A 25,376-nucleotide genomic window follows, 5' to 3' on the forward strand; every position below is an offset into this window, starting at 1 on the left:
CACCAGCATCGAGGACGAGAACCATGCCGCTTTCGATCGACCATATCGTCATCGCCGTGACCGATCTCGACGCGGCGATCCGCGACTATACGGCGCTCGGCTTCACCGTGCTGCCCGGCGGCGAGCATCCGCGTGGCTCGCGCAATGCGCTGGTCGTGTTCGAGGATGGCGCCTATCTCGAGATCATCGCCTTCCCGCGCCCGCTGCCGGACTATCGCTGGTGGCAGGTGCTGGACCGTGCCGGCCCCGGCCTCGTCGACTATGCCTTGCTGCCGGATGATCTCGATGCCGATCTCGCCCGTGCGCGCGCTGCCGGCATCGTCATGGACGGTCCGATCGATGGCGGCCGGCTCAAGCCCGATGGCACCAGCATCGCCTGGCGCTCGGCCCGACCGCCCGAGCCCGACATCCCCTTCCTCTGCACCGATGTCACGGCTCGCAGCCTGCGCGTTCCCGATGGAATGGCCCGCCGCCATGCCAATGGCGTGACCGGGGTCGCCGGCGTCACCGTGGCGGTGCAGGACCTTGCGACCTCGGTCGCGCGCTATCGCGCCCTGCTCGGGCAGGAGCCGGTTGCGCTGGGCGGCGTTCCTGGTCTCGGCTTCGGTCTCGCGCAGTTTCGCATCGCCCGGCAGACGCTGTCCCTGACAGAGCCGCGCGGCCCGGCCGCGGCCAGCATCAGTGAGCATCTCGTCCGCCGCGGGCAGGGTGCCTGTGCCGTCTCCTTCTACGGCCCGGACGATGCCTGCCTGGACGAAGGCCTTGCCCATGGCGTCCGCCTGGAGATCATCCGCGACCTCTAGCCGCTGACGGTGTCACGATGCGGTCACGCTCGCGGTCGAGAGTGGCCCGTTACCTTAAAATAGTTATATTTATGTAGTAATAACAAGGCCTTGCATCGAATCATCGGCGCGCCTATCTCTCCCTCGCGATCAGTGAATCAACCGACGGAGGGACCGGAATGGGTGGAGTCACCGAGGTCGATGTCGCGGCCGCAATCGGCCGCATCGACGAGATCATCATCCGCGAGATCGTCCGCACCGGCGCGAGCCGGCCGGAATTGCGCCGGGCGCTCGCGCTGGCCAAGGGGCCGGGCGATCTCGACGCCGATGCGGCCCTGCCGCCGCGCATGCAGCGGCTTGTCGACCTGCTCGCGGTGGCCTTGCCTGAACAGGGGCCCAAGCTCCCGCAGGGACCCAAGCCCCTGCAAGGACCACAGCGCCGCCGCCATGCCGCCATCAAGGGCATCGAACGTGCAGCCTGATCCCGGCAGCGCCGAATCGCTGGAGACCGCCCGGGCCGAGATCCGGGAGGCGCTCATGACGGCTTTTTGCGCGGCACTGCGCGATACTCGCCTGCCGCCTCTCACCCTGATCGAGCTGGCGGCGGCAGCGGTCGGTTCTGTCTACAGAGAGGTGGCGGATGCTCATTGCGGTGACCAGCCATGCCCTTGCGGCTGGCATCCGCGCCTCCAGGCGGATCTGGAGGCGCTTCAGGCGGCGCTGGCGCTGAGCGCCATGCCTGCCCTGCAGCCCGATCTTGCCCGCATGGTCGTGCTCGGTCGGGCCTGATCTCGCATTCCGCGCACAGGGCATGCTAAGCCGCCGCAAACCGGCGGAGCGGCATGCGCAACATCCTCATCATCGGCATCGGGGCCGGCAATCCCGATCACATGACCGTCGAGGCGATCGAGGCGCTGAACCGCGCCGATATCCTGTTCATTCCCGACAAGGGCGAGGAGAAGGCCGCCTTGCGCGCCCTGCGCGAGGCGATCTGCGCCCGTTTCATCCGTAAGCCGGACTACCGCACGGTTACTGTCGAAATCCCGCGCCGCGCCGACGCCGGCAGCGACTATCACGGCGTTGTCGACGATTGGCACGAGCGCATCGCCGCCCGCTACCGCGCCCTGTTCGAAGCCGAATTGCCGCAGGGGCAGATCGGCGCGCTGCTCGTCTGGGGCGATCCCGCTCTCTACGATTCCACCCTGCGCATCATGGAGCGCGTCGCCGCCTCCGGTTTCGAACTCGACTGGCGGGTCTATCCCGGTATCAGCAGCGTCCAGGTCCTGGCGGCGCGCCACCGCATTCCGCTCAACACGATCGGCGCGCCGATCCTCATCACCACCGGCCGCCGGCTGGCAGCGGGCTTCCCGGCCGATCAGGACAGCGTCGTCGTCATGCTCGACGGCGAGCAGACCTTCGGCAAGATCGATCCCGAAGGGCTCGACATCTGGTGGGGCGCCTATCTCGGCACGCCCGATGAAATCCTGCGCGCCGGCCCGCTCACAGAGCTCTCGGCCGAGATCACGGAGGTCAGGGCGCAGGCCCGCGCGCGGCACGGCTGGATCATGGATACCTACCTGCTGCGCCGCCGCCCGGCTTGACGCAGGCGCCTGCATCCGCCATCGCTCGCCCCGATCTTTCTGGAAGCGCCGGAGCCACCTGATGTCCCTCGCCGATCTCAACCAGACCATCGACGCCGCCTGGGAAAACCGGGCCGAGATCGGCGTCCAGACCAAAGGCGCCGTCCGCGAGGCGGTCGAGCAGGCGATCGAGATGCTGGATGCCGGCCAGGCCCGCGTCGCCGAGAAGCAGGGTGCCGACTGGATCGTGCATCAGTGGCTGAAGAAGGCGGTGCTGCTCTCCTTCCGCCTGACCGACAACGTCATCATGGCCAATGGTCCGGGCGAGGGCGTGTTCTGGGACAAGGTGCCCTCGAAGTTCGAGGGCTGGGGCGAGAACCGCTTCCGCGCCGCCGGCTTCCGCGTCGTGCCGCCGGCCGCCGCGCGCAAGGGCTCCTTCATCGCGTCCGGCGTCGTGCTGATGCCGTCCTTCGTCAATATCGGCGCCTATGTCGATTCAGGCACCATGGTCGACACCTGGGCGACGGTCGGTTCCTGCGCCCAGATCGGCAAGAACGTGCACCTTTCGGGCGGCGTCGGCATCGGCGGCGTGCTCGAGCCGCTGCAGGCCAACCCGACCATCATCGAGGACAATTGCTTCATCGGCGCCCGCTCCGAGGTCGTCGAGGGCGTGATCGTCGGCGAGGGTTCGGTGCTCTCGATGGGCGTCTTCATCTCGGCCTCGACCAAGATCGTCGACCGTGCCACTGGCCAGGTCCATGTCGGCAAGGTGCCGCCCTATTCGGTGGTGGTGCCGGGCTCGCTGCCGGGCAAGCCGTTCCCGGACGGCACGCCGGGCCCGTCGCTGTCCTGCGCCGTGATCGTCAAGACGGTCGATGCGCAGACGCGCTCCAAGACCGGCATCAACGAGCTTCTCCGCGACTGAGGCTTCGGCTGCTGGCTGTCACGCTCGGGCTTGTTCCGGGCATGACCGTGCGCGAGCGCTTCTTCTATTCGCCGCCGATCGCCTTGGCTGCCTCGACCGCGCGGCCGCGCAGCGGCAGTTCCTGCATCCGGGCCAGCGACAGCCAGGCGAAGGCGAATCCGAGGCTCGCGGCGCCGAAGACGTAGCGGAACAGCACCACCATGGTCTCGCGGTCGACGGTGCCGAGCTTCAGCGCTTCGGGAGAGAGCTGCGCACCAACCCCGCCGACGCCGCCGAGCACGATCGCGCCGAACACCGCGACAATCAGCGCCCCGCCGATCTGGCGGAAGAAATTGGCGACTGCCGTCACCGTGCCGAGCTGATGCGCCTGCACGGCGTTCTGGATCGACACGGTCGCGACGGGCAACAGGGTGCCGAAGCCGATGCTGACCACGGCCAGGATGATGCTGAAGGGCAGGATCGGGATCTGACCGGAGAAGGCTGCGAGAACAGCCGTACCTGTCATCGCGACGAAAAGCCCGGCCAGCGGCGCGCGCTTGTAGTGGGTGAGATGCGACATCGCCCGGCCGGAGCTGGTCGCGCCGATGACGGTGCCGCAGGTCAGCGGCAGCAGGCCGAGGCCGGAATGGGTGGCGCTCATTCCCATCACCGTCTCGAAATACAGCGGCAGGTAGATGGTGAGGCCGATGAAGGTGCCCATGCCGAATCCGGCCGCCACCGTGCCACGCCTGACGACGCCATTGCCGAAGATGTCGAGCGGGATCAAGGGTTCCGCGGCCCGGCGCAGGCGCCAGGCGAACAAGGCCCAGAGCACGAAGGAGGCGCCGACGAGAGCTGCGATCGGGAGCGAACCCCAGGGATAGGCGGTGCCGCCCCAGGACAGGGCGAGCAGCAGCGAGACCGTCGCCAGCGTCATCAGCATGGCGCCGAGCACGTCGAGCTTGTGGGGGCGCTCATGGCGCGGCAGCCGTTTCAGCGCCGCGTTCGACATCCAGTAGGCGCCGAGCCCGAGCGGCAGGTTGATCCAGAAGATCACCGACCAGTGCAGCTTTTCCGCGAGGAAGCCGCCGAGGACCGGGCCCAGCAGCGAGGACGACATGAAGACGCTGGCGAAATAGACCTGATAGCGTCCGCGCTCCTTAGGCGGCACCATGTCGCCGACGATCGTCTGGGCCAGCGCGATCAGCCCGCCGCCGCCGAGCCCCTGCACGAAGCGCGCAATGACCAGCAGCCAGAGCGAAGGCGCGAGCGCGCAGGCGATCGAGCCGATGACGAAGACGACGATGCCGGCGAGCAGCGTCACCCGCCGCCCATGGATATCGGCGAGCTTGCCGTAGAGCGGCGTGACCGCGGTCGAGGCGAGCAGGTAGATCGTGACGATCCAGGACAGATGCGTCACGTCGTTGAGGTCGCGGCCGATCGTCGGGAGGGCCGTCGCGACGATGGTCTGGTCCAGCGCGGCCAGGAACATCGCCAGCATGACCCCGATCAGGATCGAACGGATATCCGCAGGCGTCAGGGCTGCGGCCGGGGCGGGAGTGTCGAGCCGCTTGTCCATGGCTGTGATCTTGCTTGCGTCTAGGGAATGGCGGGAAGGTAATCGCGGCGGGCGCTATGCGCCAGAGACACGTTGGCGGGGCCGCTCTGCGGCGGGGGCGGGGCAAGCTGCCGTGGTTCAGCCCAGGCTGCGCAAGCTATCGCGCAGGCTCTCCGGCGCGGTATCGGGCATGGCGGCCTCGATGGCCTCGTGCATCTGCCGCCAGATCGGCACGGCCGAGGCGAGGAGCGTCATGCCGTCAGGGGTCAGGGTCAGCAGTCGGCCGCGGCGATCCGCGGGGTCGACCGCAATGCTGACGAGCCCGCGCCGTTCCAGCGGTTTCAGCGCGGCGGTGAGGGTTGTGCGGTCCATCGCCAGAAGCTCCGCGACCGGGCCGAACGAGGCCGGCACCGGCCGGTTCAGGGCCATCAGCAGGGAGAACTGGCCGTTCGTCAGCCCGACCGGTCGCAATGCCTCGTCGAAACGGCGCGCCAGCGTCCTTGCTGCGCGCTGCACATGCAGGCACAGGCAATGATCGCGCACGTGCAGCGTCGTCGCGAAGGAAACGATCGGTTTGCCGTCCATTTCATCTGCATGTTGACTGCCGTTGGGCAAGTCAAGCGAAGCTCGGTGGCGGCGATGTTGACGAAGGCGCTACCTTGCCGCGCTATGAAGCCTCCCCGACGGCGCGAAGAGGAAAGGCCGGGTCATGCCGCTGCTCACCGCGAAGAACGCCACGCTGGTGGTCATCGACTTCCAGGCGAAGCTGATGCCGGCGATCCATCAAGGTGAAGCGGTGCTGCTCAATGCCGGCCGCCTCGCCGAGGCGGCACGTTTGCTGGGCGTCCCGACGATCCTGACCGAGCAGTATCCGCGCGGCCTCGGTGCGACGGTGCCGGCCCTGGCGGAGGTCGGTCCGCCCGTGACCAAGATGAGCTTCGATGCCTGTGGCGAGCCGGCCTTCCTCGAGGCCGTCGCCGGGGATCGCGAACTGGTGATCTGCGGCTGCGAGGCGCATGTCTGCGTCGGCCAGACGGTATTGACCTTGCTCGAGCATCGCCGCCGCGTCGTCGTGGTGGCCGATGCGATCGGCTCACGGGTACCGCAATCGCGGGAGATCGCGATTGCCCGCATGGCGAGCCACGGCGCCGAGATCGTCACCACCGAGATGGTGCTGTTCGAATGGCTGCGGAGCGCCGAGCATCCGCAGTTCCGGCCGGTCTCCAAGCTGATCCGCTAGGGGGCTGGACGGCGGTGGCGCGAGTCACATCCTTGTCATTCCGGGGCTTCGCGTAGCGAAGAACCCGGAACCCACGACCGGGCGAGTGGCCGGAAATGGGTTCGTTGAAGTGTTCCACCCCGTCGTGGGTTCCGGGTTCGCGCCTGCGGCGCGCCCCCGGAATGACAAGGGTGTCCAGAAGCGATCCGGCAGTCGTTCACACCGCCTGAATCGTCGCCGTCAGAGCGGCTTTTTGATCGCCTTCGAGATCACCCCGACGATGCCTTCGCGGAAGAGCAGGACGCAGAGCACGAAGATCACGCCCTGGACGACGGTGACCCAGGCGCCGAGCGTGGCGAGGTAGTTCTGCATGGCGACGATGACGATGGCCCCGACGATCGGCCCGAACACCGTGCCGAGCCCGCCGACCAGCGTCATCAGCACGACCTCGCCGGACATCGTCCAGTAGACGTCGGTGAGCGACGCTAACTGGAAGACGATCGCCTTGGTCGCGCCGGCGAGGCCTGCGAGCGTCGCCGAGAGCACGAAGACCATCAGCTTGTACTGGCTGGCGCGGTAGCCGAGCGAGATGGCGCGGGGCTCGTTGTCGCGGATCGCCTTGCAGACCTGGCCGAAGGGCGAGTGGATGATCCGGTAGATCAGCAGCAGACCGCCCATGAAGATCGCCGCGACGAGCCAGTAGAGCACGCGGTCGTCGGCGAGGTCGATCAGGCCGAGGAACTTGCCGCGCGGCACGGCCTGGATGCCGTCCTCGCCGCCGGTGAAGCCCGGCGTCTGCAGCGAGAAGAAGAACACCATCTGGGCCAGCGCCAGCGTGATCATGGCGAAGTAGATGCCCTGGCGCCGGATCGCGAGCGCGCCGAAGACGAAGCCGAGAGCCGCGCCGACCGAAGTGCCGAGCAGGATGGCGAGTTCCGGCGTCAGGCCCCAGTTCTTGGCGGTATAGGCGCTGACATAGCTCGCCATGCCGAAATAGGCGGCGTGGCCGAAGGAGAGCAGGCCGCCATAGCCAAGCAGAAGGTTGAAGGCGAGCGCGAACAGCGCGAAGCACAAAACCTTCATCACGAAGACGGGATAGGCGACGAAGGGCGCGATGACGAGCGCCACGGCAATGGCGATGAACAGGTTGCGGTGCAGGCGCGCCGCGCCGTCATCGGTCTCGGTGACGATGGCGGCCGGGGTATCGCTCGAGGCAAGGTCGGTCATGTCTTTGTCCTTGCTTGCATCAGGCCGGGCGGCCGAACAGGCCGGCGGGCTTCACCAGGAGCACCAGCACCATGATGACGAAGATCACGGTCGCGGCCCCTTCCGGGTAGAACACCTTGGTCAGCCCCTCGACCAGGCCGAGCGAGAAGCCGGTGACGATGGCGCCCATGATCGAGCCCATGCCGCCGATCACGACGACCGCGAAGACGACGATGATCAGGTCGCCGCCCATATTGGGGTTGACCGAGTAGATCGGTGCGGCGAGCACGCCGGCGAAGGCGGCGAGCGCCACGCCGAAGCCGTAGGTCAGCGTCACCAGCAGCGGCACGTTGATGCCGAAGGCCTGGGTCAGGGTCGGGTTCTCGGTCGCGGCGCGCAGATAGGCGCCGAGCCGGGTCTTCTCGATCAGGAACCAGGTCGACAGGCAGACCACGAGCGAGGCGACGATCACCCAGGCGCGGTAGTTCGGCAGGAACATGAAGCCGAGATTCTTGCCGCCGGCGAGCTGCGGCGGGATGGCGTAGGGCAGGCCCGACGAGCCATACTGGTTGCGGAACAGGCCCTGGATGATCAGCGCCAGGCCGAAGGTCAGGAGCAGGCCGTAGAGATGGTCGAGATGGGCGATGCGCTTGAGCAGCAGCCGCTCGACCGCGATGCCGGTCGCGCCGACGATGATCGGCGCCAGCAGCAGCGCTGCCCAGTAGTTGATGCCGAGATAGTTCAGGCACATCCAGGCGACGAAGGCGCCCATCATGTATTGCGCGCCATGCGTGAAGTTGATGATGTTGAGCAGCCCGAAGATCACCGCCAGCCCGAGGCTGAGGATGGCGTAGAACGAGCCGTTGATCAGGCCGAGAAGGACCTGACCGAACAGCGCCTGCGGCGGAACGCCTAGAAGCTCGAACATGCGGGACTCAAGATCAGTGTGTGGGGCGGGCTCTCGAAGCTCTTCGTCATCCCGGCCAAACGAAATGCAGAGCCGGGATCCATCGTAGAGTTCCGGAGCTCTCCGATGGATCCCGGGTCGACCTGCGGTCGCCCGGGATGACGGCGAAGGGCTTCTGAGCGGCGTTCAGCCGCTCACTTCTTGACGAGCGGGCACTCGCTTTCCGAGAGCGGGCGGAACGCCTGGTCGGCCGGCAGCACCGCGACCTGCTTGTAGTAGTCCCACGGGCCCTTCGACTCCGAGGGCTTCTTCACCTCGAAGAGATACATGTCATGCATCTTGCGGCCGTCGGCCCGCACCGAGCCCTTGCCGAACAGTGGGTCGTCGGTCGGCAGCTCCTTCATCTTGGCGACGACGGCGGCGGCATCCTTGCTTTTCGCCGCCTCGACGGCCTTGAGATAGTGCAGCATGCCGGAATAGACGCCGGCCTGGACCATGGTGGGACGCTTGCCGCCATTCAGCTTGGAGAAGCGGTCGGACCAGGCGCGCGTGCCGGCGTTCGTGTCCCAATAGAACGATTCGGTCAGGACGAGGCCCTGCGCCGCCTGGAGCCCGAGGGAGTGCACGTCGGTCAGGAACACGAGCAGGCCCGCGAGCTTCTGCCCGCCCGCGACGATGCCGAACTCGCCCGCCTGCTTGATCGAGTTGATCGTGTCGCCGCCGGCATTCGCCAGGCCGATGACCTTGGCCTTCGAAGCCTGCGCCTGCAGCAGGAAGGAGGAGAAGTCGGTGCCCGGGAACGGGGTGCGCACCGCGCCGAGCACCTTGCCGCCCGCCTTGGTGACGACGGCGGATGTGTCGCGTTCCAGCGCATGGCCGAAGGCATAGTCGGCGGTGAGGAAGAACCAGGTGTCGCCGCCGGCCTTGACCATGGCGCCGCCGGTGCCCTGGGCGAGCGCGTAGGTGTCGTAGGTCCAGTGGATGGTGTTGGCGTTGCAGGCCTTGCCGGTGAGGTCGGACGTGGCCGCTCCGGAGTTGATATGGACCTTGTTCTTCTCCTTGGTGATCTGGCTCACCGCCAGCGCGACCGAGGAGGTCGGCACGTCGAGGATCAGGTCGACGCCGTCCTGGTCGTACCACTGCCGGGCGATGGTCGAGCCGACATCCGGCTTGTTCTGGTGGTCGGCCGAGACGATCTCGACCTTGATGCCCTTGTCGGCGGCCTTGAAGTCCTCCACCGCCATGCGCGCGGCGATGACCGAGCCTTCGCCGGAAAGATCGGCATAGAGGCCGGAACGGTCGTTCAGCACGCCGGCCTTGACCGAGATCTGCTGGGCGAGGGCGGGGCTCGCCATCACCGCCGCGAGCGCGCTCGCGGCCAGAAACATCTTCAGCTTCATTGTCGTTCTCCCTCGTTTGGTTGCCGGCGTTTCGCCGATTTTTTTTTGACCTCCGGTCCGGGCCTGTGGCCCGGGCCGTCAGACCCCGAGATATCTGTGCAGCTTGTCGATATTGGCGTCGAGTTCGGCATTGGGGATCATGTCGATCACCTTGCCCTGCTCGACGATGTAATGCCGGTCCGCGACGGTCTGGGCGAAGCGGAAATTCTGCTCGACCAGGATGATGGTGAAGCCGTCCTGCTTCAGTTTCGCGATGGTGCGGCCGATCTGCTCGATGATGACGGGGGCGAGGCCCTCGGTCGGCTCGTCGAGCAGGAGCAGATGCGCGCCGGTGCGCAGGATGCGGCCGATCGCCAGCATCTGCTGCTCGCCGCCGGAGAGCTTGGTGCCCTGGCTCTTCAGCCGTTCCTTGATGTTGGGAAACAGCGTGAAGATTTCCTCCAGCGAGAGCCCGCCCGGTCGGACCTGCGGCGGCAGCATCAGGTTCTCCTCGACCGAGAGCGAGGAATAGATGCCGCGCTCCTCCGGCACGAAGCCGATGCCGAGCCGGGCGATGGCGCGCGAGGGCAGCGAGATGGTCTCGGTGCCCTCCAGCACGACCGAGCCCTTGCGCTTGCCGATCACGCCCATGATCGACTTCAGCGTCGTGGTCTTGCCGGCGCCGTTGCGGCCGAGCAGCGTCACAACCTCGCCGGGCGCCACGTCGAAATCGATACCGTGCAGCACATGGCTCTCGCCATACCAGGCCTCGAGTCCGCTCACGCTCAGCAGCGGGGCGGTGCCTGCGGCGGCGGCTTTCACGGCCTCAGTGGTGGCCATGTCCGCCTCCCGAACCGATATAGGCCTCGATCACGCGCGGATCCTTCGAGACGGTGGCGTAGTCGCCTTCCGCCAGCACCTGGCCGCGTGCCAGCACGGTGATCCGGTCCGAGAGCGAGGCGACGACCGAGAGATTGTGCTCGACCATCAGGATGGTGCGGTTGGCCGAGATCTTGCGGATCAGCGTTGCGATGCGCTCGACATCCTCGCGGCCCATGCCGGCCATCGGCTCGTCGAGCAGTAGCATCTCGGGATCCAGCGCCAGCGTCGTCGCGATCTCCAGCGCGCGCTTGCGGCCATAGGAGAGCTCGCCCGCCGTGAGGCCGAGGAATGGCGTGAGGCCGACGGCCTCGATCAGGCTCCGCGCCTCGGCGTCGAGTTCGCTCAGCACCCGCTCGGAGCGCCAGAAATCGAATGAGTCGCCGCGCTTGCGCCGCTGCAGGGCGATGCGGACATTGGTCAGCACCGAAAGCTGCGGGAACACCGCCGAGATCTGGAACGAGCGGACGAGGCCGAGCCGGGCGATCTCCGCCGGCTTTTCGCGCGAGATGTCGCGGCCGTTATAGATGATCGAGCCGCGTGTCGGCGCGAGGAACTTCGTCAGCAGGTTGAAGCAAGTCGTCTTGCCGGCACCATTCGGGCCGATGAGAGCGTGGATGGACCCCCGGCGCACGCTGAGGTCGACGCTGTTCACAGCTGTAAAGCCGGCAAATTCTTTGGTAAGACCTGAAGTCGAAAGAATAGTGTCTTCAGCCATGCCGGTTGTCAGCCCTCATCAGCTTTATCTTTCTTGGTTATGCGGTTCCCCTTGCATGTCATGCTGCACCGCGCTCCGGGCATAAGTCAACGTTCGCGGACATCAAAGCGGTCTGGGGAGATGCGCTCTCATCCCTTCGTCTTATGCCGCGCGTCTCATGCAATCGGAGGATGTCGCGGTCTCCGCGGCGGCGCGATGCTGGCGGCCGGGCGCGCTCTGCGGAACGGATTTGAACCCGCAGCGTGGTTCGCGCGACGAAGAGAGGTTCCGGTTTACCATCGGAGCGTGTTGCGGTAAAAACGAAGGCCATCTTTCGTCCACATTGCCGCCTTGTTTTTTTATTCCTGCGCTGCGCCGACCGTTGCGGGCGGGCAGCCGATTGCCGAATTGGGGAGGTTGTCGTGAGCTTCGCGTCTCTGGTTCCGGGGTTCCGTGCCCGAATGGCCGTTGCCTTTGCGCTGGTGCTCTCAGCGGTGGCGCTGGCCTCGCCTGCTTCCGCGGCCGTGCCCGAGCGGCGGGTCGCGCTCGTCATCGGCAACAGCGCCTATACGGCGGTGCCGCCGCTCGCCAATCCGCAGCGCGATGCCAAGGGCATCTCGGCTGCGCTGAAGCGTCTCGGCTTCGACGTGGTCGAAGGCTACGATCTCAAGATGGACGCGATGACGGGCATCGTGCGCGAATTCGCGCAGAAGCTCGACGGCGCCAAGGCCGGCCTCGTCTATTATGCCGGTCACGGCATCGCCGTCGGCGACGACAACTATCTCATTCCCGTCGACGCCTCGCTGCGTTCGGAAGCCGATCTCGATTTCCGCGCGGTCAATGTCCAGCTCATCCTTCGCCAGATGCAGCGCGACGAGCGCGTCAACATCGTCATCCTCGACGCCTGCCGCGACAATCCCTTCGCTGCCCAGCTCGCCGCGAAGTCGCGCGCCGTGACCCGCGGCCTGACGGCGATCGAGACGCAGTCGGCCTCGGGCATCCTGATCGCCTTCGCGACCGATCCGCGCGCCACGGCGATGGATGGCGAGCGGGATGGCAACAGCCCCTTCACCAGCGCGCTGCTCAAGCATATCGAGACGCCCGAGATCTCGATCACCACAGTCATGGACCGCGTGCGGGCCGATGTCTGGGAAACCACCAACAAGAAGCAGAAGCCCTGGACCAATTCCTCGATCATCGGCGAGTTCAAGATGAACCCGACGCTGAAGCTCGCCGCGGTCGATCCGGGCGTGGCCGCGACCAAGACCATCGACGCCGCCGTGCCCATGCCGGCGATGCCGGCCGCCCCGTCGCTCGATCGCGCCCAGATCGACATCAAGACCTGGGAAGTCGCCGAGCGCGGCAATTCCGCTGCCGACTATCGCGCCTATCTCGACGCCTTCCCGTCGGGGCAGTTCGCGACCTTCGCCCGCAACCGCCTCGCCAGCCTGGAGACGGCGCAGCCGGCGGCTGGTTTCCTCGCGACGCCGCCTGGCGTCTCCGAGGAGGCGCTGAAGCAGGAGATCGGCACGGCGCAGACCGAAACCGCGATGAAGCTCGGGGCCAAGGATCGGCGCGAGGTGCAGACCCGCCTGCGTGTCAGCGGCTTCCAGCCGGGCAAGGCTGCGGCCAATTTCGGCCCGGCTCACCGCAAGGCGATCCAGGCCTGGCAGAAGTCGCGCAGCATTCCGGAGACGGGCTTCCTGACCGCGATGCAGGTGAGCGCGCTCCGCGCCCAGAGCGAGACGGCCTATCAGGCGGTTCTGGCCGAGGAGAAGGCTGCGGCCGAGAAGAAGCGCAAGACGGCGAGCGACGGCCAGTCTGGCGGCAAGGCCGCGACGCGCAACCTGAACTATGACGGTGACGAGATGTATCGGCGCGATCTCGCTCGCGAGCGCGGTCAAGCCTACCAGGGCACAACCACGACGCCGCGCCGCGGCACGACCAGCACCGGCTATCAGGGCCGAGTCCGGACGCGTGACGGCGATGCCGGTGACAGTGCTGGCGCGGCCATCTTCGGCGGCATCGTCGGCGGCGTGCTCGGTGGTGCGATCGGCGGCGGCTTCCGGCGCTGACGGATCGTCTCCCGTTCACGCCATTCGAAAGGCCGGCCCCTCGGGCCGGCCTTTTCATTTTGGGCGTCATGTGACGACGCTCAGCCGCGTTCCCAGCCGGACCTGACCAGTTCGGGCTCGTCGCATTCCTCCTCCGGCCAGCCGACGCAGAGATAGGCGACGAGCTTCCACTCCGGCTGCGCGTCGAGCGCTTTGCCGACCTCGCCGGGATCGAGGATCGAGACCCAGCCGACGCCGAGCCCGTGGATACGGGCCGACAGCCAGAACTGCGTGATCGCGGCGACCACCGAATAATCCAGCATCTCCGGCATGGTGGCCCGGCCGAGGCCATGGCCGCGCTCGGTAGCGTGGTCGCAGAACACGGCGAACTGGACGGGCGCTTCCCGCAGCCCCTCCAGTTTCAGGCGAGCATAGAGCGCCGCGCGTTCGCCCTCATAGGAGGCGAGCGCATCCGCGTTGCAGCGGCTGAAGCTCTCCTGCACGGCCGCACGCTGCCCTGGCTGCGCCACGGAAAGCCAGCGCCAGGGCTGTGCATGCCCGACGGAAGGGGAAAGCCGTGTCTGGGCAAGAAGGGTGTCGATCAGGCCGGCCGGGACGGCGTCACGCTTGAACCGCCGGACATCGCGCCGCCAGCGCAGCAGGTCCTCGAACTGCCGGGCAAAGGCCGCATCGAAGACCGGCGCCTGGCTCACGCCGATTCCGCCGTGGCGATGGCATGGAAGAACGAGCCCGTCACCAGCCCGCGCCGGCTTCCGGCCGGGGTCGGCGCCGAGCCATGCGGGTCGCTCACCACGGCGAAAGGCAGGTCCTCGCCTTGCGCGGCGATGCTCGCATAATGGAATTCATGGCCGGTCAGCGCCGTGCCCGCCGGCCCGAGCGGTCCGGCCGCTTCCAGGACCGCCCGGCGATAGCCGAGATTCATCTTCCGCTTCGCGAATGAGGTCTCGACCGAAAGCAGGTCGGCCATCTGATGCGCGACACCATCGGCATCGGTCAGGCTGCGGCCGAGAACCATGTAGCCGCCGCATTCGCCATGCACCGGCCGGGTTGCGGCGAAGCTGCGCAGACCGCCGAGGAAGCGGCTTGCCGCTGCGATCGTGCCGGCATGCAGTTCGGGATAGCCGCCCGGCAGCCAGCAGGCATCGCAATCAGCCGGAGGTGCCTCGTCTTTCAACGGTGAGAACGGCACAAGCTCAGCGCCCGCCGCGCGCCATCCCGCCTCGACATGCGGGTAGACGAAGGAGAAGGCGGCGTCGCGGGCAATGGCGATCCGCCGTCCGAGGGCGGGCAGGGGCGGGGACCCGTCACCAGTTGCCTCTGGAAGCATGGTGGCACCAGCCGCCGCCACGACGGCATCGAGATTGGTGGCATTGGCGACAGCTTCCGCCAGCGCATCGAGCCTTGCATGCAGATCGGCGGTCTCGCCGGCCTGGACCAGTCCGAGATGGCGCTCGGGCAGGATCAGGCTCGCCTCGCGCGGCAAGGCGCCCAGCACCGGCAGCCCGATCCGCTCCATCCCTTGCCGCACCAGGCGCTCATGGCGCGCGCTCGCGACCTTGTTGAGGATCACGCCGACGACACGGATGCGCGGATCGTACATCTTGCAGCCGAGTGCCACCGCCGCCACCGATTGCGCCGCACCGGAAACATCGATGACGAGCACGACCGGCCAGCCCGTCAGCGCCGCGATATCGGCGCCGGCCCCGGTGTGTCCCTCCGGTCCCGGCACGGCGTCGAACAGCCCCATCGAGCCCTCGGCGATGACGATATTGGCGGCATCGGCCGCTTCACGCGCGATCCGTCCGAGCAGCCCATTCGACATCGCGTAGCTGTCGAGATTGGCGCTGGGCGCACCGGTCGCGGCGGCATGGAAGGCGGGGTCGATGTAATCCGGCCCGCATTTCAGTCCGCGCACGATCAGGCCGCGCCGGGTCAGCGCCCGCTGCAACCCAAGCGTGATCGTGGTCTTGCCCGAGCCGGAGCGTGGCGCGGCGATGAGCAGTCCGCGCGCGCTCATTGCCCGCCTCGCGGCCGGAAGCGGCGGTCGTAATCGATCGAATAGAGCGCGCTCTCGCCGAAATCATCGGCCGCCAGCGCCGGGCCGACGAGGATCAGCGCGGTGCGCTCGAGCGCGCTCTCCCGGACCTTGGCGGCGATGTCGGCGAGCCTGCCTTGCAGCACGGCCTCATCCGGCCAGGTCGCGCGGAACACCACCGCAACCGGGCAGGCCGCGCCATAAAGCGGCGCCAACTCCGCCACGACCTGCTCGATCACATGGATCGAGAGATGGATCGCCAGCGTCGCGCCGGAAGCGGCGAAGGTTGCGAGCTTCTCCTTCTCCGGCATGGCCGAGGCGCGCCCGGAGGTGCGCGTCAGCACCAGCGACTGCGCCACGCCCGGCAAGGTCAGCTCGCGCTTCAGCACGGCGGCGGCGGCGGCGAAGGCCGGCACGCCCGGCGTCACCGTGTAGGGGATACCGAGCCGGTCGAGCCGGCGCATCTGTTCGCCGCAGGCACTCCAGATCGAGAGATCGCCGGAATGCAGCCGCGCCACGTCCTGCCCGGCGCGATGCGCGGCTTCCATCTCGGCGATGATCGCGTCGAGGGCGAGGGGAGCGGTATCGACGATGCGCGCGCCCGCTGGGCACCAATCGAGCATCGCCTTCGGGATCAGCGAGCCCGCGTAGAGGCAGACAGATGAGGCGGCGATCAGGTCGCGTCCGCGCAGCGTGATGAGATCGGGCGCGCCGGGGCCGGCGCCGATGAAATGGATGGTCATGCGAGGCTTCTGGCGAGGGCGCAGGTGACGCGCGCGGTTGCGATGCGCGGCTGCACCAGTTCGCCGCCGGGACCCGCCGCGGCCAGCGCTGCGGCCTCGGCCACGGAGCCGACGCCATACAGCGAGGCAATCCGGGTCGAGCGCGTCGCGCAGGCGGCCTCGAAACCCTTCAGCGCCTCGTCGGGGATGGCGACCAGTTCGGCCGCGCGTTCGGTGGCGGCCGCGACCATGCCGGCTTCCGCTACACGGCTCGCAAGCGTCGCAAAGCGCGGCGTCGATGCGCCGGCAAGCCCGGCGCTCGCCAGGGCCTGGTCGAGACAGGCGAGGATATCGGCGGCCTCCGTGCCGGGCCTGATGCCGATGCCGGCAATGAGGCGGCCGGTCATCGGGAAACCCCTGCAACAATATACGTCGTCATCCCGGGCGACCGAACGGAGACCCGGGATCCATGCTGGAACGGTTCAGGCATGGATCCCGGATCGGCGCCGCTGACGCGTCTTGTCCGGGATGACGGCGCGGATTGAATCAAGCGCTTCAAGGCTTCTCGACCCGCCATTGCGTCACCGGCATCGCCGGGCGCCAGCCATGCTTGCCGCCGACAGGCGCGAGACGGTCGATCGCGATGCGGCGCAGCGAGCCACCATGCTCGGCATGGAGCGCGGCGAGTTTCGCCTCGCCCTCGATCGTCACGACATTGGCGACGAGCCGTCCGCCCGGCTTCAGCGCCGCCCAGGCGGCGTCGAACAAGCCCTCCTCGGTCAGGCCGCCGCCGATGAACACCGCATCCGGCGCCTCACGGCCGATGAAACCAGCCGGCGCTTCGCCGACGACTTCGACGGAAAGCCCGCCGAGTTCGAGCTTGTTGCGCCTGATGCGCTCGGCCCGCTCCGGCTTGGCCTCGAAGGCGATGGCGCGGTTGCGGAGATGGCGCTGGCACCATTCGACCGCGACCGAGCCGGAGCCGGCCCCGACATCCCAGAGCAATTCGCCACCGCGTGGGGCGAGTGCCGAGATCGTGATCGCGCGGATCTCCGACTTGGTGATCTGCCCGTCATGGGCGAACCATTCCTCGTCGAGCCCGGGTGCCAGCGGCAGGATGCGGGAATCGTGGGTTGCGGCGACCTCGACCGCGATCAGGTTGAGCGGCACGATATCGTCGAGGGCGAAGGCATCGGCGCGGCATTCGCGGATGCGCTCCTGCGGCCCGCCGAGCGATTCCATCACGGTGATCCGGCTCGCACCCATGCCGCGTGCGGTCATCAGTTCGGCGACGGCGCGCGGCGTCGTCTCGTCCCAGGACAGGGCGAGGATGCGGGCTTCCGGCTGCAGATGCGGCACGATCCGGTAGAGCGTGCGGCCATGCAGCGAGACCAGCGCGCATTCCTCCTGCGGCCAGCGCATCCGCGTGCAGGCCATCGAGAAGGAGGAGAGCTGCGGGATGATCCGCATTTCCTCGGCCGGGATCGCGCGGCTGATGCTGTTGCCGATGCCGTAATGGAACGGGTCGCTGGTCGCGAGAACGCAGACCTTGCGGCCGCGCTCCTTGAGGATCTGCGGCAGCGCGTTGCGGAAGGGCTGTGGCCATGGCCGCAATTCGCCAGGCACGGAGCCGACCAGCGCGATATGCCGCTCGCCGCCGAAGACGATCTCGGCCTCGTTCAGCGCGGCAAGCGCCTCGCGGCAAAGGCCTGAGGCGCCGTCCTCACCCAAGCCGATCAGGGCGAGCCAGGGCGCGGGCGTCTCATCGCTCGACAGAGCCCCCGATTCACGCAAAACTGTCGTCATGACCGTCCTCATCCTTGGCGGAACGAGCGAAGCTGCCGCTCTTGACCAGCACCTGGCTGATCAGGCTCCCGATATCCGTGCCATTATCTCGCTGGCGGGTCACACCGTCGACCCCCGCCCGACCAATCTGCCGGTTCGCACCGGCGGTTTCGGCGGCGTCGAGGGCCTTAGGCGTTATCTGGTCGAGGAAGGCATCGTCGCGGTCGTCGACGCGACGCACCCCTTCGCCGCCATCATGCCCTTCCATGCCGAGCACGCCTGCAAGGCCGAAGGCGTGCCGCTGCTGGCGATCCGGCGCGAATCCTGGAAGCCGCGCGCCGGTGACCGCTGGAAATCCGTGCCCGACATCGAGGCGGCCGCGCAGGCGCTGGGCGACGAGCCGCGGCGCGTCTTCCTTACGGTAGGGCGGCTGGAATTGCCCGCCTTCGCCGACGCTCCGCAGCACCGCTATCTCGTCCGGGCCATCGAGCCGATCGGCGACCGCCTGCCGGTGCCGCATGTCGACGTCATCCAGCAGCGCGGCCCCTTCGACGCCGACGACGAGGAGGATCTGATGCGCCGCGAGGGCATCGAGATCCTGGTCAGCAAGAATTCGGGCGGGCCGGCGACGGTCGGCAAGCTCGTGGCGGCGCGCCGGCTCTCCCTGCCCGTGGTGATGGTGGAACGCCCGCCCAAGCCCGATGTCGAGACCGTCGATCATATCGATCAGGTCCTGCCCTGGTTGGTGGCGCAGGGGCTCTTCGCCACCGAACGCGGCGTGTAGACGTAAGGCACTGCGCCCTCGCGCGCGATCAGCCGCGTGCTCGAAGCCCCGATCATCACCAGCGTCGCCATGTCGGCCGTACCGGCCGCCGCGACGGCTTCCGCCAGTGTCAGGATGCGCAGGTTCTCGTCCGGCCGTCCGACGGCGCGGGCGAAGAGCACCGGTGTCGCCGCATTCCGCTGGTTCGCTGCGAGCTCCAGCGCCTTGCCGAGCTGCCAGGGCCGCGCCTTCGAGATCGGGTTGTAGAGGCAGATCACCAGATCGGCGGCCAGGACGGCTTCCAGCCGCGCCGTCACGACGTCCCAGGGCTTGAGATTGTCCGAGAGCGAGATCGCGCAGAAATCCCCGCCGAGTGGGGCGCCTGCCTTTGCCGCTGCCGCCAGCATGGCGGTGATGCCGGGTTCGACGGTGATCGGGATGGCCAGCCACTCCGCCGGCCCGGCCTCCAGCGCCTCGAACACCGCCGCCGCCATGGCGAAGACACCGGGATCGCCACCCGAGACAACCGCGACCGTCCGGCCTTCCGCTGCCAGTTGCAGCGCATGGGAGGCGCGCTCGACCTCGACGCGGTTGTCGGAAGCGTGCCTGGTCAAGCCGTCCCGCTCCAGCACCCGGTCCACATAGGGGCCGTAGCCGACGATATCGGTCGCGGCATCGAGCGCTGCCTGCGCAGCCGGCGTGATCCAGTCCGGTGTGCCCGGCCCGAGCCCGACGATGGTGAGCGAGCCCGTCACAGGCGCCGCCCTTCGCCAGGCACGAGCACCATCGCGAAATAGGGCGCCTCGTCATCGGCCTTGTCGGCGAGCCGCGCCACGACCTGCCGCGCCATCGTGGCGCGCTCGACATAGATCGCGCGCCCTTCCAGCCCGGCGGCGACAAGAGCGCGGCGCACCTTCGGCAGGTTGCGGCCGAGCTTCATGATCACGGCGGCGTCGGTATCGGCAAGGCGCCGCGCCAGCTCGGCTTCCGGCAGCGTGCCGGGCAGCACGGTCATCACGTCGTCACCCCAGGTGATCGGTGCGCCGGCTTCGCCCCAGGCACCGGTCATGCCGGTGACGCCGGGCACCACCTCGGTCGGGAAGCGCCGCGAGAGCCGCCGCCACAGATGCATGAAGGAGCCGTAGAAGAAGGGGTCGCCGTCGCAGAGCACGGCGAGCGTCCGCCCGGCCTGCATCTCGGCCGCGAGCCGCTCGGCCGCTTCCTCGTAGAAGGCGGCGATCGGGCCGTCATAATCGGGCTCGCCGACGCTGGCCTCGATCGTCACCGGGAAGGCGAGTTCGATCTCGCGGGCGGGGTCGGGCGCGATGATCGCATCCGCCGTGCTGCGGGCATTGCCGCGCCTCCCGCGCTTGCAGAAATGCACGAGACGGTCGGCCGTGGTGATGATCTCCCGCGCCCTGACCGTCATCAGGTCCGGAGCGCCGGGCCCAAGGCCGACACCGTAGAGCAGGGTCCTGTTCGTCCCGCTCATCGCTTATTCCTTGTCCTGCGCCAGCGCATTGACGGCCGCCGCTGCCATGGCCGAGCCGCCGCGGCGCCCATGCACCACGACGAAGGGCACGCGTCCGTCCTTGGCCAATGCAGCCTTCGATTCCGCCGCGCCGACGAAGCCGACGGGGATGCCGATCACGGCGGCCGGCCTGGGCGAGCCGGCATCGAGCATCTCGAGCAGACGGAACAGCGAGGTCGGCGCATTGCCGATCACGACGACCGCGCCGGCGAGCCGGGGCTTCCACAATTCCATCGCGGCGGCCGAGCGCGTCGTGCCCATTTGCGTCGCCAAGCCAGGAACCTGCGGATCGTCCAGCGTGCAGAGAACCTCGTTCTGGGCCGGCAGGCGGGCGCGGGTCACGCCATTGGCGACCATCTTCGCGTCGCAGAGGATCGGCGCGCCGGCCTTGAGCGCGGCCCGCGCGGCTTCCGCGAAGCCGGCGGACATCTCGACATCGCTGGGCAGGTCGGTCATGCCGCAGGCATGGATCATGCGGACGACGACGCGCTCGGCCGCGCCGCTGAAGCGCGCGAGATCGGCTTCAGCGCGGATGATGGCAAACGAGCGCTCGTAGATCGCCGCGCCGTCCTGGATATAGTCGTATGCCTTGCTCAACCCTGCGATCCCGTCGAACGCGCGGCCTTCAGCCGGGCGTGAATATCCTGTCCCGGCTGCAATCGCGTGAGCAGCGCCGAAAGGTCAAGCGTCGCGAACGACTTGTCCCGCGTCGTGCCGCCCAGCACGACATCGTAGCGCCCGTCTCGCCCAACCAAGGTGAGGTCGGCAGTCGCCGGATGGGCGCAAGCCTTGATGCAGCCGGAGACATGCAGGGTCACGCCTTGCGCGAGGAGGCCGGCAGCGGCTTCGGCGAGGGTCGCCGCATCCGCCATGGTCGACGCTTCGGCGCGCGAGCAGGCCGGGCTGCCGGCACAGGCCTGCATAGAGAGGCGCGGGTCGTCGTCTCGCGTGATCAGCCCCAGATTATTGGCGAGCGCGAGCAGTGCTTCGGCCTCGGTGCGGTTGAGGTCGCGGAAGGCGAGCCCGCGCCACGGCGAGAGCCGGATATCGGCCGTGCTCGTCTCGACCTCGGCGCCGAGCCTGTCGAGCATCGCAGCATCGCAGCGCCCGAAAGGCAGGCCGATGAGCGCGGCGAAACGGCCATCGCCACAGGCGAATAGCCCCGCACGCCGAGGAGCCGGGCGCAGGGCAGGAGCGCCGGTTGCAGGCAGATCGGTCAGCCCGGGAAGCTCCTCGGGCGACAAGTCGCGCAGGTGACGGAGACGATCAGGCGCGGCTTTGCGCAAGGTCGCGAAACGGTGCAGGGCGGCTTCGGTCGCCGCAGTAGCATCCGCCTCGGCAACCGGCCCATGCCAGAGTCGATCTCCGAGGCACAAGGTCGCGTGCCCGGCCGCGATGCCGACGAGCCGGATGTCGCAAGGATGATCATCCAGCGCCTGCGCGCCGCCATCATCAACGACGATGCCGAGCTTGGCCGGCAGGCCGCCGATGGCGCGGGTGCACTGCTCAATTTGTGCGGCCAGTGCGGTGGCGTCGATCACACCGGCCGGGTCCTGTCCTGCCAGCGGCGAGACCAGCGTCACGCGCTGCGGCCCGTCGCCGTCATGCTCGTCGACGAGGCGTTCCGCCAGCAGGTGCGCGACCAGCACCGGATGGCTTTCGGCCGTCACGCCGCGGAGCTGAAGATTGGCACGGGCGGAAATCTCGATCAGCCCGTTGCCATGCTCGGCCGCCAGCGCCGCGATCCGCCGCAATTGCGTGGGCGTCAGCCTTGCGCCCGGCGGATGCAGGCGGACGAGCCAGCCATCGCCGGTCTCCATCGGCCTGAGCGTGCTCGGGCACCAACCGCGCCGCAGCGCCTCCTGGGGCAGCGCGCTCATTCCGCAGCTTCCCGCGCCAGGAAGGCACCGACCGAATTGCGCCGGCTGGTCCAGAGCCCGCGCCGCGCCGCATCGGTCAAGCGTGCGCGTATCGAAGCGGCCGCTGGGGCGTTGGCGGCTTCGAGCGCGGCCCAGACCTGTGGATCGGCGCAATAGGCGTGGAACACGGCATCGAACAGCCTGTCTGCGACGGCATCCGTGCTCGCCGCGAAGACGAAGAGGGTATCGACCGCCTCGGCCAGTTCCGCCGCACCGCGCCAACCATGAGCGAGCTGCGAGGCGATCCAGCGCGGATGCGTCAAGCGGCCGTGGACGATGCGGGCGATATCCTCGGCGAGCGTACGTGCCTTCGGCGCCTTGGGATTCGAACTGTCGAGGCTGTAGAGCGCGGGATCGGCGCCAAGCGCCTTCGCCGCTGCCGCAAGTCCGCCGATGACGTCGGCCGCGCTGCTGGCTTCGAGGATGTCGCGGCCGGCGGTGTCGCTGACATGGATGAAGGCGTCGGAGGTTTTGATGCGCGTGGCGAAGCTGGGATCGGCTGTGCCGATCCCTTCCGGCCCGCCATAGGCATGATCGGAAGCGGCGAGATAGGCCGCGCCCAGCTCGTCGCGCTGCGTCCAGTCGCCGTCGAGTGCGCGGTCGGCCATCGCCGCACCATAGCGGCCGGGCGCAGCGCCGAAGATGCGGGCGCCATGCGCGCCGCGGAGGCGGGCCGCAGCGGGTTCGTTCCAGTCGGCAGGCTCGTCCAGCGCGGCCACGGCCCGCGTCGCCTGGTCGAGCAGGGCGATCTGGCCCGGAAACGTGTCGCGGAAGGTGCCGGAGATGCGCACGGTGACGTCGAGGCGCGGATAGGCGAGCTTCGGCTGCGGGATGATGCTGAAGCCGGTGACGCGGGTCGAGGCATTGTCCCAGATGGGCTCGACGCCCATCAGGGCGAGCGCATGGGCGATATCCTCGCCGCCCGAGCGCAGCGTCGGCGAGGCCCAGAGGTCCATGACGATCCGGCGGGGATAGTCGCCGTGATCCTGCAGATGGCGCGAGACGACCGCCTGTGCTGCCAGTTGGCCCAGCCGCGCGGCGGCGCGCGTCGGGATCGCGCGCGGATCGAGCGTCGAGAGATTGCGCCCGGTCGGCAGCACGTCGGGCCGGCCGCGATGCGGCGAGCCGGCCGGGCCGGGTGCGACGAAGCGGCCGTCGAGGGCGGTGAGAAGATTCTCGCGCTCGTTGCGGGCTGAAGCCGGATCGATCTCCGAGCGCCCGAAGATGTGCAGGCCGTCGCGGAAGGGCAGTTCGGTGATGTCGCAGAGATGGGCATCGAGACGCGTCAGCGCCTCGTTCATCTCGGTGTCGGCCGTCACGCCACAGGAGGCAGAGAGCCCGCTCGACTCAGCCCGAGCCCGGATTTCGGTAGCGACGATGTCGGCGCGGCGCGGGTCGAGCACCTGCGCCTGCGAGAATTCCTCGACGAGATCGCGCAGCAATGCGGTTTCGCCGGCCGCTTCCGTCTCGGCGAGCGGCGGTGGCAGATGGCCGAGCGTGATGGCGGAGAGCCGCCGCTTCGCGGGGGCTGCTTCGCCGGGATCGTCGACGACATAGGGGTAGATCACCGGCAGCCCGCCGACGGCGAGGCGCGGCCAGCAGCCGGCCGAGAGCGCCACGGCCTTGCCCGGCAGCCATTCCATCGTGCCATGCGTGCCGAGATGGATCAGCGCGTCGATGGCCTCCGTCTGGCGCAGCGCGAGATAGAAGGCGAGGTAGCCGTGGCCGGGAGGCGCGTCGGGATCGTGATAGCGCGCCTTGCGGTCGGGTGTCGCGTCGCGCGGCGGCTGCAGCGCGACGGTGAGGTGGCCATAGCGCACGGCGCGGAAATGGAAGGCGTCGTCGCGGCAAGCGGGATCGGAGGCGGGCTCGCCATGGCTGGCAAGGAGGGTTTCGCGAGCGGCGGCGGGGATTGTGGCGAGCCAGTCGCGATACGTTGCAAGCGGGATGCTTAGTTCGGTCGGTCCGGCGGTGAGCGAGGCCATCAGCAAGCCCCCCTCTGTCATTTCCTCACCGTTATCCCGGGTCAAGCCCGGGATAACGGCGGAGGTTGCGGAGCCAACCTCGTATCCCGCGCTCGTCAGCAGGTCCCGGATCGCCGCTACGCTCGCCGGCGTATCAAGTCCGACGGCGAAACCGGCCCGTCCGCCGCGTGCGGGATAATCCGACATCACCAGCGCCAGTCTGCGCTCGGCCGCAGGCTTCCGCGCCAGCGACGTCCAGCCTTGCGCCAGACCCGCGAGTGCAGCGATCCCCGCCGGATCGGGCACGAGCCGGCGAATGGACAGGCCGGTCGCCGGATCGGTCTCTTCCGCCTTGAAAGCCACCGGGACGGCGCCGATGCGCCCGTCGAATTCCGGCAGTGCAACCTGCATGGCGAGATCGGCTGCGGAAAGCCCGCGCGGCGATGCCTCCCAGGCCTCGCGGGGGCTGCCGACCGGCACGGCTTGCAGGATCGGGCAATCGGCGCCGTCGAGGACGAAATCCGCACCTTCGCGGGCGGAGAAGGCGGTGGTGGTGATCACCAGCGCCGGTTTGCGCGTCGCGATGAGGGCCGCGAGTTCGGCCGTGACGGCGGGGTCCTTCAGGCTGGTCAGCGCGAGTGGCAGGGGCGCGAGGCCGCGCGCGGTCAGAGCGGTGCCAATGGCTTCGCCCATGGCCGTGTCGCCAGCCGCGACGCCGGAGCGGTAAAGCAGGATCGGGACGAGTGGTCGGTTTGCGGGCTGGGCGGCGAGCGCTTCGCGCCAGGATAGGGGCGCGCCGTTGCGGCCAAGCGCGAAGAATGATGGCAGCGGGACGGGGACGAGGTCAGCAGCGTCGTGCCGGCCCTCATCCGCCTGCCGGCACCTTCTCCCCCGAGGGGAGAAGGGCGAGGCGGGTCGCTTTGCTCCCTTCTCCCCTCGGGGGGGAAGGTGGCCCGGCGAAGCCGGGTCGGATGAGGGCAGAACCTCCGTCAGATAGTCGGAAATCCGCTTCAGCATCCGCCGCATGTTCTCGGCGCCGCCGCCAGCCTGGAAATAGGCCAGCAGCTCCGCCGTGAATTCCGCCGGCACCGTCGCATGCTCGCACAGCCGCGGATCATCCCGTTCGTCGCCGGGCAGGATCGCGAGCGGGATGCCGCGCTCACGGCAGACCGCGCCGAGCTGCTCGATGCCGTAGCGCCAGTAGTCGAGCCCGCCGAGGCAGCGCACCAGCACGAAGCGGCACTGCGCCACCGTCTTCTCGATCAGGAAATCGACCGAGAGCGGGTGTTTCAGTCGTCGGAGCGGCGCGAGCCGCACCGACAGCTTGCTGTCACCTGCTGCCACTGCCAGCGCCGAGAGGTCGCTGTCGGTGAAGGACAGGACAAGCACATCTCCCGGCGGCAGGGCGAGATCGACGGCGTCCTCGCCGTCGTCGAGCCTGATCTCGCTGGTCGGGAGAAGATGCATCGCG

At 68.4% G+C, this 25,376-nt stretch carries 25 protein-coding genes; 8 read left to right on the forward strand and 17 right to left on the reverse strand.

What is annotated here, in order from left to right; translation table 11 throughout:
* Window positions 1–23: 23 nt before the first annotated feature.
* From ACWIEX_RS01345 to dapD, 5 genes are all read left to right on the forward strand, one after another.
* Entirely contained in the window at window positions 24–803 is a 780-nt protein-coding gene (locus tag ACWIEX_RS01345) for a VOC family protein (RefSeq protein WP_454031360.1), read from the forward strand.
* Between the two features lie 158 nt (window positions 804–961).
* Complete coding sequence (locus tag ACWIEX_RS01350; protein WP_061968892.1) at window positions 962–1,264, forward strand: hypothetical protein; 303 nt, start codon at window positions 962–964, stop codon at window positions 1,262–1,264.
* Complete coding sequence (locus ACWIEX_RS01355) at window positions 1,254–1,571, forward strand: hypothetical protein (RefSeq protein ID WP_454031361.1); 318 nt, start codon at window positions 1,254–1,256, stop codon at window positions 1,569–1,571. The genes ACWIEX_RS01350 and ACWIEX_RS01355 overlap by 11 nt, the downstream gene beginning before the upstream one ends.
* 53 nt (window positions 1,572–1,624) lie before the next feature.
* Window positions 1,625–2,383: a precorrin-6A synthase (deacetylating) gene (gene cobF, locus ACWIEX_RS01360; RefSeq protein ID WP_454031362.1), complete on the forward strand. Its 759-nt coding sequence runs from the start codon at window positions 1,625–1,627 to the stop codon at window positions 2,381–2,383.
* Window positions 2,384–2,444: 61 nt separating this feature from the next.
* On the forward strand, window positions 2,445–3,287 hold the full coding sequence (gene dapD, locus ACWIEX_RS01365) for a 2,3,4,5-tetrahydropyridine-2,6-dicarboxylate N-succinyltransferase (RefSeq protein ID WP_061968887.1): 843 nt from the start codon (window positions 2,445–2,447) through the stop codon (window positions 3,285–3,287).
* Window positions 3,288–3,351: 64 nt separating this feature from the next.
* On the opposite strand, the gene ACWIEX_RS01370 is transcribed toward dapD, so the two are convergent.
* Together ACWIEX_RS01370 and ACWIEX_RS01375 are read right to left on the reverse strand one after the other, a co-directional pair.
* Window positions 3,352–4,845: an MDR family MFS transporter gene (locus tag ACWIEX_RS01370; protein WP_454031363.1), complete on the reverse strand. Its 1,494-nt coding sequence runs from the start codon at window positions 4,843–4,845 to the stop codon at window positions 3,352–3,354.
* A gap of 117 nt (window positions 4,846–4,962) precedes the next feature.
* Window positions 4,963–5,409 carry a MarR family winged helix-turn-helix transcriptional regulator gene (locus ACWIEX_RS01375; protein WP_454033436.1) on the reverse strand — a complete coding sequence of 149 codons (447 nt, stop codon included), beginning with the start codon at window positions 5,407–5,409 and terminating at the stop codon, window positions 4,963–4,965.
* Between the two features lie 124 nt (window positions 5,410–5,533).
* On the opposite strand from ACWIEX_RS01375, the gene ACWIEX_RS01380 reads away from it, so the two are divergent.
* Window positions 5,534–6,064 carry a hydrolase gene (locus ACWIEX_RS01380; RefSeq protein WP_454031364.1) on the forward strand — a complete coding sequence of 177 codons (531 nt, stop codon included), beginning with the start codon at window positions 5,534–5,536 and terminating at the stop codon, window positions 6,062–6,064.
* Between the two features lie 219 nt (window positions 6,065–6,283).
* Here the strand turns inward: ACWIEX_RS01380 and ACWIEX_RS01385 are convergent, their stop codons facing one another.
* The 5 genes from ACWIEX_RS01385 to ACWIEX_RS01405 form a co-directional block, all read right to left on the reverse strand.
* A complete protein-coding gene (locus ACWIEX_RS01385; protein WP_454031365.1) occupies window positions 6,284–7,270 on the reverse strand; it encodes a branched-chain amino acid ABC transporter permease in 987 nt (328 codons plus the stop codon).
* Window positions 7,271–7,289: 19 nt separating this feature from the next.
* A complete protein-coding gene (locus tag ACWIEX_RS01390) occupies window positions 7,290–8,177 on the reverse strand; it encodes a branched-chain amino acid ABC transporter permease (protein WP_454031366.1) in 888 nt (295 codons plus the stop codon).
* Between the two features lie 173 nt (window positions 8,178–8,350).
* A complete protein-coding gene (locus tag ACWIEX_RS01395; protein WP_454031367.1) occupies window positions 8,351–9,556 on the reverse strand; it encodes an ABC transporter substrate-binding protein in 1,206 nt (401 codons plus the stop codon).
* A 78-nt stretch (window positions 9,557–9,634) separates the two neighbouring features.
* Window positions 9,635–10,375: an ABC transporter ATP-binding protein gene (locus tag ACWIEX_RS01400; RefSeq protein WP_454031368.1), complete on the reverse strand. Its 741-nt coding sequence runs from the start codon at window positions 10,373–10,375 to the stop codon at window positions 9,635–9,637.
* Entirely contained in the window at window positions 10,362–11,132 is a 771-nt protein-coding gene (locus tag ACWIEX_RS01405; protein WP_454031369.1) for an ABC transporter ATP-binding protein, read from the reverse strand. Before ACWIEX_RS01405 ends, ACWIEX_RS01400 begins: the two co-directional genes overlap by 14 nt.
* 401 nt (window positions 11,133–11,533) lie before the next feature.
* On the opposite strand from ACWIEX_RS01405, the gene ACWIEX_RS01410 reads away from it, so the two are divergent.
* Window positions 11,534–13,186, forward strand: a complete 1,653-nt coding sequence (locus ACWIEX_RS01410; protein WP_454031370.1) for a caspase family protein — start codon at window positions 11,534–11,536, stop codon at window positions 13,184–13,186.
* Between the two features lie 80 nt (window positions 13,187–13,266).
* Here the strand turns inward: ACWIEX_RS01410 and bluB are convergent, their stop codons facing one another.
* The 5 genes from bluB to cbiE all read right to left on the reverse strand — a co-directional run bounded on the left by bluB (window position 13,267) and on the right by cbiE (window position 17,749).
* Window positions 13,267–13,878, reverse strand: coding sequence for a 5,6-dimethylbenzimidazole synthase (gene bluB, locus ACWIEX_RS01415; protein WP_454031371.1), 612 nt, complete (start codon window positions 13,876–13,878; stop codon window positions 13,267–13,269).
* Window positions 13,875–15,203, reverse strand: coding sequence for a cobyrinate a,c-diamide synthase (locus ACWIEX_RS01420; RefSeq protein ID WP_454031372.1), 1,329 nt, complete (start codon window positions 15,201–15,203; stop codon window positions 13,875–13,877). The genes bluB and ACWIEX_RS01420 overlap by 4 nt, the downstream gene beginning before the upstream one ends.
* Window positions 15,200–15,964, reverse strand: a complete 765-nt coding sequence (cobM, locus tag ACWIEX_RS01425; protein WP_454031373.1) for a precorrin-4 C(11)-methyltransferase — start codon at window positions 15,962–15,964, stop codon at window positions 15,200–15,202. The genes ACWIEX_RS01420 and cobM overlap by 4 nt, the downstream gene beginning before the upstream one ends.
* Window positions 15,961–16,350, reverse strand: a complete 390-nt coding sequence (locus ACWIEX_RS01430) for a cobalamin biosynthesis protein (protein WP_454031374.1) — start codon at window positions 16,348–16,350, stop codon at window positions 15,961–15,963. Before ACWIEX_RS01430 ends, cobM begins: the two co-directional genes overlap by 4 nt.
* Before the next feature lie 148 nt (window positions 16,351–16,498).
* Window positions 16,499–17,749 carry a precorrin-6y C5,15-methyltransferase (decarboxylating) subunit CbiE gene (gene cbiE / locus ACWIEX_RS01435; RefSeq protein WP_454031375.1) on the reverse strand — a complete coding sequence of 417 codons (1,251 nt, stop codon included), beginning with the start codon at window positions 17,747–17,749 and terminating at the stop codon, window positions 16,499–16,501.
* Here cbiE and ACWIEX_RS01440 point away from each other — a divergent pair.
* Entirely contained in the window at window positions 17,748–18,512 is a 765-nt protein-coding gene (locus ACWIEX_RS01440; RefSeq protein WP_454031376.1) for a cobalt-precorrin-6A reductase, read from the forward strand. The two genes, cbiE and ACWIEX_RS01440, sit on opposite strands and share 2 nt — an antisense overlap.
* On the opposite strand, the gene cobJ is transcribed toward ACWIEX_RS01440, so the two are convergent.
* The 5 genes from cobJ to cobN are packed head-to-tail and all read right to left on the reverse strand — an operon-like array spanning window position 18,455 to window position 25,372.
* Window positions 18,455–19,246 carry a precorrin-3B C(17)-methyltransferase gene (cobJ, locus tag ACWIEX_RS01445; protein ID WP_454031377.1) on the reverse strand — a complete coding sequence of 264 codons (792 nt, stop codon included), beginning with the start codon at window positions 19,244–19,246 and terminating at the stop codon, window positions 18,455–18,457. The two genes, ACWIEX_RS01440 and cobJ, sit on opposite strands and share 58 nt — an antisense overlap.
* A complete protein-coding gene (locus ACWIEX_RS01450) occupies window positions 19,243–19,983 on the reverse strand; it encodes a precorrin-2 C(20)-methyltransferase (RefSeq protein WP_454031378.1) in 741 nt (246 codons plus the stop codon). The genes cobJ and ACWIEX_RS01450 overlap by 4 nt, the downstream gene beginning before the upstream one ends.
* 3 nt (window positions 19,984–19,986) lie before the next feature.
* Window positions 19,987–20,619, reverse strand: coding sequence for a precorrin-8X methylmutase (locus tag ACWIEX_RS01455; RefSeq protein WP_454031379.1), 633 nt, complete (start codon window positions 20,617–20,619; stop codon window positions 19,987–19,989).
* Window positions 20,616–21,902 (reverse strand): precorrin-3B synthase, encoded by a 1,287-nt coding sequence (gene cobG / locus ACWIEX_RS01460; protein WP_454031380.1) that lies wholly within the window; start codon window positions 21,900–21,902, stop codon window positions 20,616–20,618. Before cobG ends, ACWIEX_RS01455 begins: the two co-directional genes overlap by 4 nt.
* Window positions 21,899–25,372 (reverse strand): cobaltochelatase subunit CobN, encoded by a 3,474-nt coding sequence (cobN, locus tag ACWIEX_RS01465; protein WP_454031381.1) that lies wholly within the window; start codon window positions 25,370–25,372, stop codon window positions 21,899–21,901. Before cobN ends, cobG begins: the two co-directional genes overlap by 4 nt.
* Window positions 25,373–25,376 lie beyond the last annotated feature (4 nt).

Source organism: Allobosea sp. NPDC055353 (genome assembly GCF_053644975.1).